The organism is Acinetobacter sp. N1-1, assembly GCF_056711485.1.
Genome location: NZ_JBWXUO010000012.1, coordinates 148,310 through 164,658, shown reverse-complemented (window position 1 = coordinate 164,658; position 16,349 = coordinate 148,310). Strand labels below are relative to the sequence as shown.

Here is a 16,349-nt window from a genome sequence, read left to right as displayed (position 1 = left end):
CATATTCATCATAAATTGCCTTTCCTAAAAATAATATATTTATTGCGTAAAAATACGGTATAAATTGATCATGATTGAAAAGAAAAATAATGGGAAATCTGGCATGAATCACAACAGCATACATGAAGATGAGTTATCACTTGCACTCATTGAAGCACAGTATGCTTTTAAAAAAGCACGTGGTACAAAAACTGGCAAAAGTTTGCTAATTTTGGTGAGTGGTATAGAGCTTGCTGGAAAAGGTGAGGCAGTAAAACAATTACGAGAATGGATAGACCCACGTTATTTAAGGGTTAAGGCGGATACACCACAGTTACTCAATAATGAGCAACCTTTTTGGCAGCCATATGTTTCTGCTATTCCGAGAGAAGGGCAAATTGTTGTGCTTTTTGGAAATTGGTATAGTGACTTACTTACAACAGCAATGCACATTAATCATCCTTTTGATGAGAGTACATTTAATGGCTATGTACAAAGGATGCAGGAATTTGAGAATGATTTAAAAAATAATGCTGTAGATGTAGTCAAATTTTGGTTTGATACATCTTGGTCTCATTTGCAAAAAAGGCTTCAAGATATCGACTTGTCAGAACAGCAACTTCACCGTTTACATGGTGTCGATTGGCATAAGAAAAAGCAGTATGAAAATGTACAGCGGTTACGCCAACGCTTTACTCAAGATTGGATTATTATAGATGAAGATGATCATAAATCACGGAATACCAAATTTGCACTTAATATCTTAAAGCATTTAAAACAAGATACTTTGCCATCTGTAAGTCATACAGCCATTTGGAAACAGTCTAGTATTCATGAAAAACTCATTCATATTCCAGAACAAAAAATTGATCACTCATCTTATAAACAGCAATTAAAAAAATTGACCAAGCAAGTAGCGCATTTATTGCGTGAAGATCAACGCCGTATTGTTATTATGTTTGAAGGTATGGATGCAGCAGGTAAGGGCGGTGCAATTAAAAGAATTGTGAAGAAGCTTGATCCACGTGAGTATGATATTCATGCCATTTCTGCACCAGAAGAATATGAGTTAAGACATCCCTATTTATGGCGCTTTTGGATGAAGACCAATCAGGAAAAAATTACAATTTTTGATCGTTCTTGGTATGGTCGAGTGCTCGTCGAACGTGTGGAAAAATTAGCAGATGATGCAGCATGGCAACGTGCTTATAGTGAGATTAATCGTTTTGAGCAGGATTTAGTGAGTACCAATACAGTAGTGATTAAGTTTTGGTTATCTATAGATAAAGACGAACAAGAAAGACGATTTAAAGCACGAGAAGAAACACCACATAAACGTTTTAAGATTACAGAAGAAGATTGGAGAAATCGGAAAAAGTGGGATAATTATTTGCAGGCTGCTTCAGATATGTTTGCCAATACAGATACTGTTTTTGCACCATGGCATATTATTGCCACTGACAATAAGCGACATGCACGGTTACAAGTTCTAGAGGCAATTATTCAGCAAATGAAGGCGGGATATCCGCCCTCATAAGGCTTAAGCACTTACAGTTCTAGGTTGAGATTTTTCTTGAACACTTTTAGCAAGTTTGTAGCTATCTTCAATATGTGTTTCAGCAATTTTTTTGAACACAATATAGCCTAAACTTGCCGAAACAATTTGACCACCAAGTGGAATAAACTTAGTAACTTGTTTGGTGAGCATACGACTAATAAAACCATTAATTGATTTTTTAACACCTGTGCGCGCTACCATTAAGCCTGTAAATTCAACGCCACGTTTGCGGAGTTCATCCCATTTTACTTCTTTGGTTTTGGGGTTGAAAACACTTACGTATTCTTTTGAAAGTCCAAAGCGTTGGTTCATTTCGGGAATAAGCGATGTAAGTAAGCCAACATCAATGACAACATCAAAAAATGGAATAGGGACAATTGCAGCACCTGCTGAAATGTACGCACGTTTTTTTATCAGCTCTAGGCATTCACGCTTGGCTTGTTCTAAATCTAAATGTGGATCAATATATTCGGGTACATTGTCAATATTCATATCATGATACCTTTAAAATTTTTGTTGCCGATAAAAGTGACAATAAGCTTAATATTTATATAAATTTGGCTTGATAAAATAAGGTTACATTTAATACGGTAATCTTCGCAAGTGTTTAGGTAGATAAAAAAAGTAATTAATACGTAAATTTACTTCACTACTTTAGATAAATAGAGTGATGTAATATGCATCCTCTAGAAAAGGAGCAATATAAGAAATGGGGATTCATGTATTTCAAAGTCAACAGCTTGAAGTATTGGCACAGATGCTACTAAAGCAACAGTCGAAAGTCACGAATGATCCATTTCAGGTATTGGAAACACAGCATTTTATTGTGCCGAATCAGGCCATTGAACAATGGTTAAAACAATATATTGCCGAGCAACAAGGGATTAGTGCCAATCAAATTTATCATCAGCGTATTCAAACTTTTCAGTGGTATGTTTACCAACAAGTGATGACTGATAAAGACCAAGTTCGTCAGGCAAATATTCCTCGACTGGTCATGAAGTGGCGTATTTATGAAGCACTGCGTCCTTTTATTGCATCTGCGCAAATGGAGATCTCGGAGCAACATGCGTTATTCGATATTATTGCACGTATTTTTGACAGTGCTGCTCATTTAACAGACCCATTACAACGCCAAATAAAAAAGCAAAGCATGCTGTATTGGGTTTCTGAGCAGGTTTCTCGTCTATTTGGCCATTACATGTTATACCGTGGTTATTGTTTTGAAGGACATGCCCAAGGTAAGTGTACTTGTAAGCAAAATTGGCTCGATGCTTGGGGGCAAGATAAACCTATTGATGTGGAATCTCTAATTTCACCGCAGTCAAAAAATATTTCTTTATATAATTTAGAGCAAGCTGAGTCATTAGAGGCATGGCAACGTTGGTTATGGCATGAAGTTTTTCATGAAGACTTTCTCAAAATCAAAGCCATTGATACGCAGTTTTGGCAAATTTTAGAGGCAACCAAGACTACTGCATTAAAACAGTTACCTCGACAAGTCACAATTTTTACGCTCTTAGATTTGCCCCCGAATCAATTACAGTTTTTGCGCCGTTTGGGGCAGTATATTGATGTCACGATTTATCATTACAATCCATCGCAAGAATATTGGGCAGACAGTGTCGATCCAAATTGGAAAAAAACCTATGATGCGCAGGCTGTACAGCGTTTTAGAGATAAAACTGAGCGTCAAGGAAAAAAACTTACAGATACAGAAATTGAAGCATTTATTCAAACTTTTAATGTGACCTTTAATGCAGAGGCAAGAGAGTCGAGGCATCCATTGCTTACTCGGTTTGGTAAACAAGCACGTGACCATTTTTCCTTGTTGGCAGGCTTATCCTCGGGTGAAGAGGGGATATGGGAAGATTTGTTTTTTGATGACTATCAAAATACTTTATTGGGTAAAGTACAGTCCGATATTTTATTTCTCATGGAGCCTGAAGCACATGCTTATCCGCTTGCTTTAGAAGATCAATCTATACAAGTACATGTCTGTCATTCTAATTTAAGGCAGCTTGAAGTTTTAAAAGATCAGCTTACATATTGGTTGTCACAAGGAACAAAAGAAGCACCACGCCGTTTAGATGATATTTTAGTGGTTGCGCCTGATTTGAGTACGCTTGAGCCCATGATTCGTAGTGTGTTTGCGCCACCACCACGGCAACAAGGACAACGTCAGGAAAGTTATTTACCGATTAAAATTGTAGGTGTACCACAGTTTGATTTAACCAATGCATGGTTGGCAGTGATTGGGCGAATTCAGTTGCCACAAGGGCGTTTTAAGTATAGTGAATTTGCCGATTGGTTAAGTTTATTGCCTACACAGCGCTATTATGGTTTAGACCATGAGCAAGTGACACGTATGCTCACACTCCTTGAAAATGCAGGGTTTAAGCGTGGTTTAGATGAAGCACATTTAAAACGCTTTTTACTTGAAGAAGATCAGGACTATCGTTTTAGTTTTAAATTTGCTTTAGACCGTTTAGTGATGGGAGTTGCAGTACCTGAACATACATTGGTTTTAGATACGCTAAGCTATGCTGAAGTACAACCTGAAGATTTTTCACTGATTGGTCATTTAATTCAAATTTATAATGATTTAAATCATCGTCGTGATTGGCTCATTTGTCATGAGCAGGGTGAGCCTTATAGTGTTGAGTATTGGCTGACCGTACTTGCAGAAGAAGTTGCGCAGTTTCAGCAACAGGGCGAAGATATTTTGCGTACGGTGACGGAACTCATTCATAAACATATTCGTATGTTGACGCTTTCTGTAACTTATGAAAAGCGCAATTCACAAGAAAAAATAGGACAGCTAGATGACCTTACTTTACCACTTACATATGTAATTTCAGAGATTGAGCAAGGTTTAGAAAGTCAGTTAGAAAATGCTGAACCGAGTGGACATATTACATTTAGTGAAATTGGGCAAATTCGTCCAATTTCTTATAAATTAATGGTGGTTATTGGTTTAGACAGTGGCGTGTTTCCAAGTCGAGATCGTCATATACCTTTTGATTTGATGCAAGTTTTACGTCCAATTCTAGGTGATCGCTCACGTTTAGAGGATGATCAAGGCGCTTTTTTAGATACATTATTATTGGCCAAAGAGAATTTTTGGTTGTTTTATAATGGTTTTGATGAAAAAAGTGGTGAGCTGATGCAACCCTCAAGTGTGTTGCAAGAGTTTATGGATCATTTGGCATTGATTACTCAAGAAAAGATAAATACAGAAATTGCAGAAGAAAAATCGAAATATCTCAAAGAAATGAATGTACCAATACAGCTTGAATCTATATATCACATTCATGCATTACAACCTTTTGATGCAATTAACTTTATCAATTCAGGTGCGATACATTATCAAGATCAATGGTTTGCAGTTGCGCAGCAGTTACAGCATCATTCAGGTAAAAGACAGCCTTGGATTGATCAGAGTTATGAAATAGATACATCTGATGTATTGGTATTAGACAGCAACCAATGGGTGAATGATGTTACGTTCCCCGCACAGCTTTATTTAAAAACGCTTGGTGTCGAAAATATAAAAAATATTGAAGAAAATAATGATGAAGAGCCTTTAGTATTGGATGGTTTAGCAAAATATGAAGTAAGGCGTTTTTTACAATCACAAAATGTGCCTGTCGAAAATATGAAAATATTGTTGGATCAGTTGCCTGTGGGTAAAGTACAGCAGAGTGCATGGGAACAGTCGCAACAAGAGTATCTAACATTATTAGAACGTTTACATACATATGCAGATGAACCCACAAAAACGACACAACAAACCTTATGTATTGCAGAAAATTTATACTTACGTATTACTGTGCCAAAGCAAACCAATGAAATGCAATGGGTTGAGCTACAGATTTCAAGCGCACGTGCTGAACGACGTACAAAAGCATGGCTTCAGTATTTATTGTGGTTGCAGTATTTAAACCTTGATGAGCAAGGCAAGGACTATCGTTATATTGTTGTATTTAGTGACCAGACCATTACGTATGAAGGAGTGAGTTCAGCACAGGCAAATATCTTTTTGGAACATTGGTGGAAGCTATGGCAACAGGCAATTACGACACCAGTTGTTTTACCTGCTGCATTATTACTTAAACCAAGTGAAAAGAATAAACAGCCTGAGTGGACAGAAGAAAATAGTTTAGATGAAAAAACTTGGCAATCACTATTTAAACATTGGAATGACCCACAAAAATACAGTGATGCATTCTCTGCAAGTGAGGATAAAGCATCGAAGTATCATCAAGACTGGCAGTTTATTTTGCAGGAACAAGATGCGAGTATTTTATTAGAAAGTCACTGTCGTGAATGGGCATATTGTTTATATGCACCAATTTATGAGCATTTGAATGTTGATGAATAGTTGAAGTTGAAAAGGAAAATATTGTGAAACCAACTGTACGAGAAGTATCTTTTCAACCGATTCAAGATATTCAATTTCAAGGGCTGCATTGGATAGAAGCTTCGGCAGGCTCAGGAAAAACTTTTACGCTGTCTAGTTTACTTGTGCGTATTTTACTAGAAAAGCATTTGCCTAAACATGTTGTTGCAACTACATTTACGCGTGCAGCTGCCGCTGAGTTGAAACAACGTATTCGTCTGCGCTTGATAGAAATACATCAATTCTTTAAGGAACGACAAGGATTTGATGATCAAGCAAATATCGAGCACTTAAAACAACTTAAAGCAGAGAGTGCAGACCCATTAAAAATTGTTTTATTAGAAAAATTTTATACACAAGTGACTTACGCATGTAGTCGCTTACAATTGGTTTTAGAACAGCTTGATGAACTATTTGTGGGTACGCTGGATAGCTTTAGTCAGAAGTTACTACGAGAGTTTGCATTTGAAAGTGGTAAAATTGAACGAGTTGATATTACGGATCAGTCAAAGCAGTATACTGAGCAACTAATACATGATGTGCTGCGTGAATGGTTGCAACAACAGTCACAACAACAGGTAGATTGGTTTTATATGACTGGTCGCCTAAAGCCAACTCATCAATATATAAAAATTGTGGAAGAGGCACTAAATTTTACCAGCGCATATTTTAAGCCTGTACAGCCTCCAAAAATAGAAATAGATCAATTTTTAAAATTACGAGAAAAACTACGAAATTTAAGCTTGGCGCATTTGGCATCTTACTATTTGGCAGATGGCGATTATTTTCCAGCAGTTAATAAAAAAATATTTACTAAAGACAGTTTTACCGTTTTATTTGAGAAAACTATTCCTGAGGCTATAGAGCGAATTTTAAAAGAAGATGGTCGATCATTCTTTTTAAAAGAATTTACAGATGCACGTACAACACTTGAAAAGTTTGTCAAAAACATTCAAGACGGTAAAATTTTTACTAAGAAATGTACTGAGCAAGATGCGATATGCTTCTATAACGATGAGGCATTGCAAAAACTAGTGGATGTATTAATACATACACAGCATATGGAAAGTACGCTTGGACAAACAGAAGGCTATCTGAAATATCATCTATGTGAACAGGTAAAATTACGTTTACCTGCACTGCTCCAACAACAGGGCGAAACCACGTTTGCACAGCAAATAAAAACCTTGTCTGAAGCACTACAGGGAGAACAGGGTGAACACTTTGCAGCATTCGTACAGACCAGCTATCCACTTATTTTAGTTGATGAATTTCAAGATACCAACCAAGAGCAAGATAACATGCTTGCAAGTATTTGGCGTGCACCTAAGAGATATGAAAAAGGCTGCATGATTATGGTGGGTGATCGTAAGCAAGCCATTTACGGGTTTCGTGGTGGAGATATGCTTACCTTTATTCGTGCTTATAATGATGTGCTTGCTAAGAAAGGTAATTTTTATCGTTTAAAGTACAATCATAGAACCATTAAGCCATTGGTTGAAGCCGTAGATGCGCTATTTATGCAACAGCCTAACTTTGGTGAACAAGTAGTTTATGAGCCTGTAGAAGCAGGTACACGACCACATCCATCATTAATTGATGAAAATAAAGAAAATCCAAAACCATTACGTTGGTTACATATGGAAGGCGAGGTTCAGCCCGAAATTCAAGTTGCATGGAAAATATCTACACTGTTGCAGCAGGGACAACAAGGGAAATTGTATCTATCACACGATCATTTAAATACTCCGATCATTGCAAAAGATATTGCTGTACTGTCTAAAAATCATGATGGCTTAGACAAAGTACAGTTTGAGCTAGAACGTTTAGGTATACGAGTAAACCGACCATCTAAAAGAAGCGTCTTTGATGGCTTACTTGCACAAGATGTTGCAGCAGTACTCACAGCAATTATGAACCCTTATGATGAAAAAAAAGTAAAACGTGCTTTACTTAGCCGAATGTTAGGCTACACACTCAAAAAATTAAATGAATTTGAATGTCAAACAGATGGTCTAGGGCAGTTCATCTCGGTATTTGGTGAAATCCGTGAAATTTGGTTTGAACGCCACTTTTTAGCAGCTTGGCAGTATTGTTTACGGTATTTTGATGTATGGCGTAATTTAGTTCGATTTGAGAGTCGAGATAATGAAAGAAGTGTTGTCAATTTAAGACACTTATCAGACTTGCTAAGTCAGCATAGTGGCAAGTATCAAGGGCCTAAAAACCTATTTAATTGGTACTTAAAACAAGTAACTTCGCCGAGTGATAGAGAGTGGGAACTAGAACGCAGTTTATCTAATAATGCAGGCATACAGTTGATGACGATTCATCAATCGAAAGGTCTAGAGTTCAAAATTGTTTTTCTACTTAATGCTAATGGATCTTCTAATAACAACAACAGCGCATTAAATTTTTCTATGATTGAGGAGTTTAATGAAACGACACAACAGTCAGAGAATCGACGTGTAATCGCGATAGATGATAAAACAGCTTTGAGTGAAATTGAGATGGAGCAGCATCATTCACGTGAGCAATCAGAGCAAAACCGTTTGTGGTATGTAGCGCTTACGCGTGCAAGTCATCGTATTTATGTAGTGTTAAATAAGAAAGGAAAAACTGAAACAACAAGCGGGGTTAATTTTTGGAGAGTGCAACCTACGCTGTTTAACCATATTTCGGCAACAGATGAGCCACTACTCACAAGTAAACCTTTACCCTATAAAGAAGCTCGTGAAGAGGTTGTTGAGTTATCTGCAATACCACAGCCTCAACTGAAGCTATATCCAAGATTGAAAACCAGTTTTTCTGCATTGGCACAGCATTTAACCAAGCAACAAGCTTTAGATGTTTTAGCTACATATACAAGTAATGAAGCTGCAGCAGATGATGAGGTTTTAGTCGTCGAATCTATTAATGATATAGATGACGTAAGCTCAAATGATGCGGAAAAAATATCATGGATTGCACGAAACTTCCCAATGGGAACACATGCAGGTAATTTTTTACATGAGATTTTTGAACATCTCGATTTTCAAGACCAAAGCTCATGGGACTTAGAAATTTATCGCCGTTTTAAAAATGACTACAGCACACTCAAGAAACAAGTTTTTGAAAAGTACCAAGTATTATTTGATGCTGGTATTCATGAACAGGATTATGAGGAGCGTTTAATTGCAGATGTGAAATCTTGGTTAAACGATATTTTGTCTACACCATTTGGAAGTGGATTTATGCTTGGGCAACTTAAGCCGAATGCATACTTATCAGAATTTCCTTTCTATTTAGCACTGTCAGATCAGGTATTTGCGAGTCAGCGTATCCATCAGCTTTTTCAAGAGTACGATATATTTGTTCCTACGCTGAATAGTGCAGAGTCTTCGCGTTTCTTAAATGGATCAATTGATTTGGTATATCAGTCTGAAGGTAAATATTACATTGCAGATTATAAAAGTAACTTTTTAGGTGAAACAGTTCAGAGCTATACGCAAAATGAAATTGCTAAAAATATGTCGCAAAGTAGTTATTGGTTACAGGCAAGTTTATATCTTGTGGCGTTGCATCGTTATTTAAAAGAGCGTTTACATGGGTATGATATAGAACAACATTTAGGCGGGGCAACATATTTGTATTTGCGTGGCATGACAGGGCAAAAAAATATGGGTGTATGTCATTGGCAACCAAGTACAGAGTTTATTCAACGCTTAGATGCGATGTTGGGTTACTATGCTATGCAGAAATTGGCTTAGATTAAATATAAAATCTTAAAAAACAAAATGTTAAATTGTGGATAATCGTGAGTATAACTCTGTTGATATCTGTGTGAATAAGTTTGAGGATAACTCTGTGAGTAAGCAGTTGGATAAGTTGGAAAAATACGATGAGTGGATGATTTTATGGTCTGAGTATTTGACCAATACACTCGATTTTACTGCAAACAATGAAAAAGAGAACACGCAAGAGGTTATACAAAACATTTTGCTGTCTAATGCTCAGGGGAATAGTTGCTTATCTATAGACCGAGCAACTGTCGAGAGGTTGCGTAGTCTAGTGGCTTTCGAAGAGAAAAGCTATACCTGTCCTTTTATTTATGATGGTAAATGGGTTTACTTGTATAGATATTATGCGCTAGAGCAACGACTGGCAAGGCAAGTAAAAAGATTGATTGAGCAACCTTTAATAAGTTTAGATATAAGTGCTTATGAAGATTTACTTGTTGATAAATATCAAAAGCTCGCATTAAAAATGGTTGCACAGCATCATCTGGGCATAATTACAGGTGGACCTGGGACAGGAAAGACTTATACGCTTGCACGTATTATTGCTGTGTTAAATAAAGAGACACCCAACTTACGCATTGCAATGGCAGCACCCACAGGGAAAGCAGCACAGCGAATGCAAGAGGCATTGCAAGGTGCATTTCAAGATAAGTTACTCAATGATAAGGGACTCGTTACACCCGCATTACAAATGGTTCAACCTGTAACATTACATCGTCTACTTGCAATGGGAAATAGAGGCATTGCAAAGTTTAATCTCAAGCAACCACTACCTTTTGATGTCATTGTTGTCGATGAAGCTTCTATGCTTGATTTAAGTCTTGCAACTGTACTTTTTGAAGCAGTTGCAGATGGAGCAAGACTTATTTTGTTAGGTGATGCAAATCAGCTTGCTTCTGTTGGTGTTGGCTCAGTTTTAGCAGATTTACAGCAAATAGAAGCATTACAGGCTTACCGCACTCATCTTGTACATAGCCGTCGCTTTAATGATGATGCACAAATTGGAAAAATGGCAAAATTTATTCAGCAAGTGAGTACGTCTAATACAGTATTTGATCATGAGCAACTTTTAAAAAACTTTAATGATGAGGTTGTGCGTGCTTCTCATATTGAATATATCGATTTAGATACTCTTATAGAAGATCATCTTCAACTGACTTATTTACCTAAAAAAATAACAGAAAATGAACTTGAGAAAACTTTAGATCAGCTCTGTTTAGGTTATACAGATTATATAAAAGCCGTTAAAGCATATGACTCAGTGGAAGGTGAAGATGAGAGTGACTTGGCATCATTAAGGCAAAAAGCCATAGACTCCTTTAACGACTACCGTATTTTAACTGCAATGAATGTTGGTGTATTTGGTGTAAATCGAATGAATCAATATGTCGAACAGCAGTTTAAACAAGAAGTTTTGGGCTATTCAACGCGTGAAACCGATTGGTATGTTGGAAGACCAATCATGGTAATAGAAAATGACTATCAGCTGGGTGTTTCAAATGGCGATATAGGGATTTGCTTTAGACATCGACAAGATCATAAACAATATGAAGTGTTTTTTCCCAGTTTAAATAAATGGGTGGTTGCAACACGATTACCTAAAACAATTCAAACAGCTTTTGCAATGACAATTCATAAATCACAAGGCTCAGAGTTTAAGCATGTTGCTGTTGTTCTTGAAGAAAGTTCCCAAAGGCTGTTGAGTAGAGAATTGCTATATACAGCAATTACACGAGCGAAGCGCGTTGTTAGTTTATTTGTTAACCCTGAATCGCTGACAACAGCATTAGCAGTAAAAACAGTACGTCAAAGTGGGTTATATTCGAAAATAAACAACTTTATTAGAACTTCTGATGTATTGTGAGATGATTATATTTTGTAAGTTATTACTTACGTAAAATGCAGAAATTAACCCATAGAGCTTAACTTTTATTTTTGAGATGATGAGAACGTTAAATAAGCTTAGTCAGGAAAATTAAGCAAGAAATCGCATAATAAAAATAAAAGTTGAATGACAGCGAACTTACAATGATCTGTAAGCAGTAGAATAAGTAGGCATAACATTAGGCCTTGTAGTTTTGGGAGAGACTGCAGGGCTTTTTTATATACAGAACATTCTGCCTGTAAGTAATTGCGTACAACATGTGAAGAAAAAACCACTATGATCTAACAAAATATGTGTCAATATAGGAGATATAAGGACGTTGTAAAGTAACAAAGATAAGGATTTCTGATAAAAACAATACGATAGAACAATAACCTAAGCAACACAGCGCATATTATAGGCCCAAGGAAACTTGGGCCTACTATTATTTGGATTATTAAAATGTAATGTTGATAAAGTATGGTTAATCGTATGATGACTAAATTTATTCATCTTTTTGAACACTGAAATGAATTCTGTTTAAAAAAATCAACGCTTACTTGTATCAAAATTATAATATTTACTGTCTAAGTTATAATTTTATTGTTTTGAGTCTTAATATGATTTATCCATATGCTTAATTTATACAAATGATTACGATGGTATGAAGCTATTTGAGCTTTTAAAGGACTAAGTGCAGAAAGCATTTTGCAATTCTAGTCTTTTTCACTTAAAATAAGTCCTTGCTGTAGTGATGCACGGCAGACAGTTTTAGTTACTAAAATTGTTTTATATCAGTTTTTAAATTTTTAAGCATCTCGGAGAAATCGAATGGCTTTAACTACACAAGATCGCGCAGAAATCGTTGCTAAATTTGCTCGTGCAGAAAATGACACTGGTTCACCAGAAGTACAAGTTGCTTTATTAAGCGCTCAAATCAACGATTTACAAAGCCACTTTAAAGCACACAAACAAGATCACCACAGCCGTCGTGGTCTAATCCGTATGGTTAACCAACGCCGTAAGTTACTAGACTACTTAAATGGTAAAGACCACGGTCGTTATGTTGCATTAATTGGTGCGTTGGGTCTACGTCGTTAATTCGATGATAAAATGTTTTTTCGGAATACCGAAGGTTGAAACTAACTTCGTGACTGGGAAGCAACACTTAGTTTTCTAAGTGGAAGGAAGGGGCGAATGTTCGCTCCTTCTTTGTGTTTAAACTCTAGTGAGGTCGGCTTCTAAGCTTTGTCATTTATAGTTACAAAATAAGAAAGTAGTGTAAATGCCAAACCTTAGGGGTCTCCACTAGAATAAAATCAGGAAATAAAAATATATGTCGATGTTTAATATTACGCGTAAAGAATTTCAATATGGACAATACCAAGTTGTTTTAGAAACTGGTCGTATTGCACGTCAAGCAAACTCTGTTTTAGTGACAATGGGTGGAGTTTCAGTATTGGTTGCTGTTGTTGCACAGCCAACTGCAAAAGCAGGGACAGACTTTTTCCCTTTAACTGTAAATTACCAAGAAAAACAATATGCCGCTGGTCGTATTCCAGGTGGCTATGGTAAGCGTGAAGGTCGTGCTTCAGAAGCAGAAACCTTAACATCTCGTCTAATTGACCGTCCAATTCGTCCATTGTTTCCAGAAGGTTACTACAACGAAGTACAGGTAACAGCAACAGTTGTTTCTTCTGACAAGACAATGGAAGCTGATATTGCAGCAATGATTGGTACATCTGCAGCGCTTGCAATTGCAGATACACCATTCCGTGGTCCAATTGCTGGTGCGCGTGTTGGTTTAGTTAATGGTGAATACATTCTAAACCCTAACTTTGAGCAAATGGCTCAATCAGATTTAGACCTTGTTGTTGCTGGTACTGAGTCTGCTGTATTAATGGTTGAATCTGAAGCGAAAGAGCTTTCAGAAGACCAAATGCTTGGTGCAGTACTTTATGGCCATGATGAAATGCAAATTGCGATTCAAGCAATTAACGAGTTTGCAGCTGCCGTAGGTACAACAAAATCTGAATGGGCTGCACCAACGAATGATGAAACACTTCGTGCAAAGTTAAAAGAAGCGTTTGAAGCAAAAATTTCAGAAGCATATACCATTGCTGTAAAACAAGACCGTTATGCGGCACTTGGTGCTTTATATGAAGAAGCTGTTGCTCAGTTCGTACCTGAAGAAGACGAAGGCGGTAAAATTGCTGATGAAGTTAACTTCTTATTTGAAGATTTAAAGTACCGTACAGTACGTGACAATATCTTGTCAGGTAAGCCACGTATTGATGGTCGTGATACGAAAACTGTACGTGCATTAGATGTACAAGCAGGTGTACTTGATCGTGCACATGGTTCAGCACTATTTACACGTGGTGAAACACAAGCAATTGTGACAACAACGCTTGGTAATACACGTGATGCACTTATGGTGGATACATTATCTGGTACAAAAACAGATAACTTCATGTTGCACTATAATTTCCCTGCATACTCTGTAGGTGAAACTGGTCGTGAAACTGGCCCGAAACGTCGTGAAATTGGTCATGGTCGTTTGGCTCGTCGTGGTGTACAAGCGGTTCTTCCTCCAATTGAACGTTTCCCATACGTAATTCGTATCGTATCTGATATTACAGAATCGAATGGTTCTTCATCTATGGCTTCTGTATGTGGTGCTTCATTGTCACTTATGGATGCAGGTGTACCATTAAAAGCACCTGTTGCAGGTATTGCGATGGGTCTAGTAAAAGAAGGTGAGCGTTTTGCTGTACTTTCTGACATCTTAGGTGATGAAGATCATCTTGGTGATATGGACTTTAAAGTAGCAGGTTCTGAAAACGGTATTACTGCACTTCAGATGGATATCAAAATTGAAGGTATCACTGAAGAAATTATGGAAGTTGCATTAAATCAAGCATATGCAGGTCGTATGCATATCTTGAATGAAATGAATAAAGTAATTTCTCGTGCACGTCCTGAAATTTCAGCACATGCGCCAACGTTTGAAGTAATCAGCATTAATCCAGACAAAATTCGTGATGTTATTGGTAAAGGTGGTGCGACAATTCGCCAAATTACTGAAGAAACCAAAGCTGCGATTGATATTGAAGACAATGGTACAGTACGTGTGTTTGGTGAAACAAAAGCAGCAGCGAAAGCAGCAATTGCTAAGATTCAAGCATTAACTGCTGAAATTGAACCAGGTACAATTTACCAAGGTAAAGTCATTCGTATCGTTGAATTTGGTGCATTTGTAAACATTATGCCTGGTACAGATGGTTTACTTCATATTTCGCAAATTTCGAATGAACGTATTGCAAATGTGACGGATGTATTGACTGAAGGTCAAGAACTGAAAGTACAAGTACAAGATGTTGATAACCGCGGTCGTATTAAGCTTACGATGAAAGATATCGAACAAGCATAAGTATATTTATAAAAAAGCCCGCTTGATGCGGGCTTTTTTTATAGGCATCATGTATATAACGATGAAAAATTTATAATTATTTATGCAAGTTTATTATTTCTACCACCGTCCAGATGACAATACGATTTTTGTTTCTCAACAAAAGCATGACAATTGTATTTTAAACTTTATGTGGGTTGATAGTTTAAGGTCGGAAGTTGTAGGTAATATTGAGCAGTGGCAAAGAGATATCTTTGAGCAGACAAATATTACAATTAATGAGTTACATACGTCTGATATTTTAAATATTGAACACCCATGTGGTTTTGATGTGATGGAAGAGTATGACTTTCTGATTTTTCGTAAGTTAGTTACACCAAATGACCAAATAGGTTCAGGTGAAATAGAATCTGAGCAACATCAAAGTGAGTTTGGTTTAATTACGACACCTGTTAACTTTATTATTGCACCTAAAGCTCTCATTACTGTTAGAGAGCAAGGCAATAAAGCGATTCAAAACTATATAGATCGTCTTGTGGGCTTATTTGATAAAAAACCAAATGAGCAAAATAAGCAAAGAAAACTTCCAGTTACTTCAATTAATCTTGCATTGAGAGTGCTTAATAGCATGATTGATGATTATTTAGGTTTAAGAGCGCCTTTAACACGCCGTGTTGAATATTGGCAGAAAGAATTACTACAAGGGAAGCACTACTTCCACCAATGGCAACAGCTCCTTGATGAAAATATGGCTTTTCAGCAAGTTGAAAACTTATGTGAGGAGCAAATAGAGACATTACAAGAGTTAAGGGATGAAACGGTAGAAAATTACCACCACTTATCGCAAGAAAAGCATTTTGAGTCTTTAGATTTAGTTTTGGTACGTATTAATGATTTGGCTAGTCATATTGAGCGTATTCAAAAGCATACTGCACGGTTAAGAAGTTCTATTCAGGCTGCAATAGATTTACACTTTTCAGCGATTTCGAACCAAACCAATGAAAATATGCGAATTCTTGCAATCATTACGGCAGTTTTTGCGCCCTTAACACTTTTAACAGGTATTTATGGAATGAACTTTGAGTTTATTCCAGGCTTGAAATCCCCTCAAGGGTTTTGGATGATGCTTGTGGCAATGCTTGTATGTACAATTTTACTTATTTATTATTTTTATCGTCGTCATTTGGTTGGACGTAGTGAAAAAAGTGTTTTGGATCTATTGTCTCAATCTCATGAGCAAAAAGGAGCGAATTTCCTTTCATTGTTAGATATGGATCCAATTAAACAAAAAATTAAAGAAGTAGAGCAGTTTGCTAAGAGAAAGTAGACAAATGCTCAGGTGTAGATCTAACTGA

Annotated in this window: 8 protein-coding genes; 7 read left to right on the top strand and 1 reads right to left on the bottom strand. The window is 36.8% G+C overall.

Annotated features, from left to right (window positions below; all coding sequences use genetic code 11):
* Nucleotides 1-103 precede the first annotated feature (103 nt).
* Complete coding sequence (locus AC1MPL_RS00990; RefSeq protein ID WP_479763520.1) at nt 104-1,516, top strand: phosphate--AMP phosphotransferase; 1,413 nt, start codon at nt 104-106, stop codon at nt 1,514-1,516.
* Nucleotides 1,517-1,519: 3 nt separating this feature from the next.
* Here the strand turns inward: AC1MPL_RS00990 and AC1MPL_RS00985 are convergent, their stop codons facing one another.
* Nucleotides 1,520-2,029 (bottom strand): class I SAM-dependent methyltransferase, encoded by a 510-nt coding sequence (locus AC1MPL_RS00985; RefSeq protein ID WP_237415029.1) that lies wholly within the window; start codon nt 2,027-2,029, stop codon nt 1,520-1,522.
* Between the two features lie 217 nt (nt 2,030-2,246).
* Between AC1MPL_RS00985 and AC1MPL_RS00980 the strand changes: the two genes are divergently transcribed.
* The 6 genes from AC1MPL_RS00980 (at nt 2,247) to AC1MPL_RS00955 (ending at nt 16,321) form a co-directional block, all read left to right on the top strand.
* Nucleotides 2,247-5,921, top strand: coding sequence for an exodeoxyribonuclease V subunit gamma (locus AC1MPL_RS00980; RefSeq protein WP_479763518.1), 3,675 nt, complete (start codon nt 2,247-2,249; stop codon nt 5,919-5,921).
* 23 nt (nt 5,922-5,944) lie between these two features.
* Entirely contained in the window at nt 5,945-9,688 is a 3,744-nt protein-coding gene (locus AC1MPL_RS00975; protein WP_479763516.1) for a UvrD-helicase domain-containing protein, read from the top strand.
* Between the two features lie 109 nt (nt 9,689-9,797).
* Complete coding sequence (recD, locus tag AC1MPL_RS00970; RefSeq protein ID WP_479766120.1) at nt 9,798-11,582, top strand: exodeoxyribonuclease V subunit alpha; 1,785 nt, start codon at nt 9,798-9,800, stop codon at nt 11,580-11,582.
* 831 nt (nt 11,583-12,413) lie between these two features.
* Nucleotides 12,414-12,683 (top strand): 30S ribosomal protein S15, encoded by a 270-nt coding sequence (gene rpsO / locus AC1MPL_RS00965; protein ID WP_023273031.1) that lies wholly within the window; start codon nt 12,414-12,416, stop codon nt 12,681-12,683.
* A gap of 241 nt (nt 12,684-12,924) precedes the next feature.
* Nucleotides 12,925-15,015: a polyribonucleotide nucleotidyltransferase gene (pnp, locus tag AC1MPL_RS00960; protein ID WP_479766119.1), complete on the top strand. Its 2,091-nt coding sequence runs from the start codon at nt 12,925-12,927 to the stop codon at nt 15,013-15,015.
* 82 nt (nt 15,016-15,097) lie between these two features.
* Nucleotides 15,098-16,321, top strand: a complete 1,224-nt coding sequence (locus AC1MPL_RS00955) for a magnesium transporter CorA family protein (protein WP_237415024.1) — start codon at nt 15,098-15,100, stop codon at nt 16,319-16,321.
* The last annotated feature ends 28 nt before the right edge of the window (nt 16,322-16,349 follow it).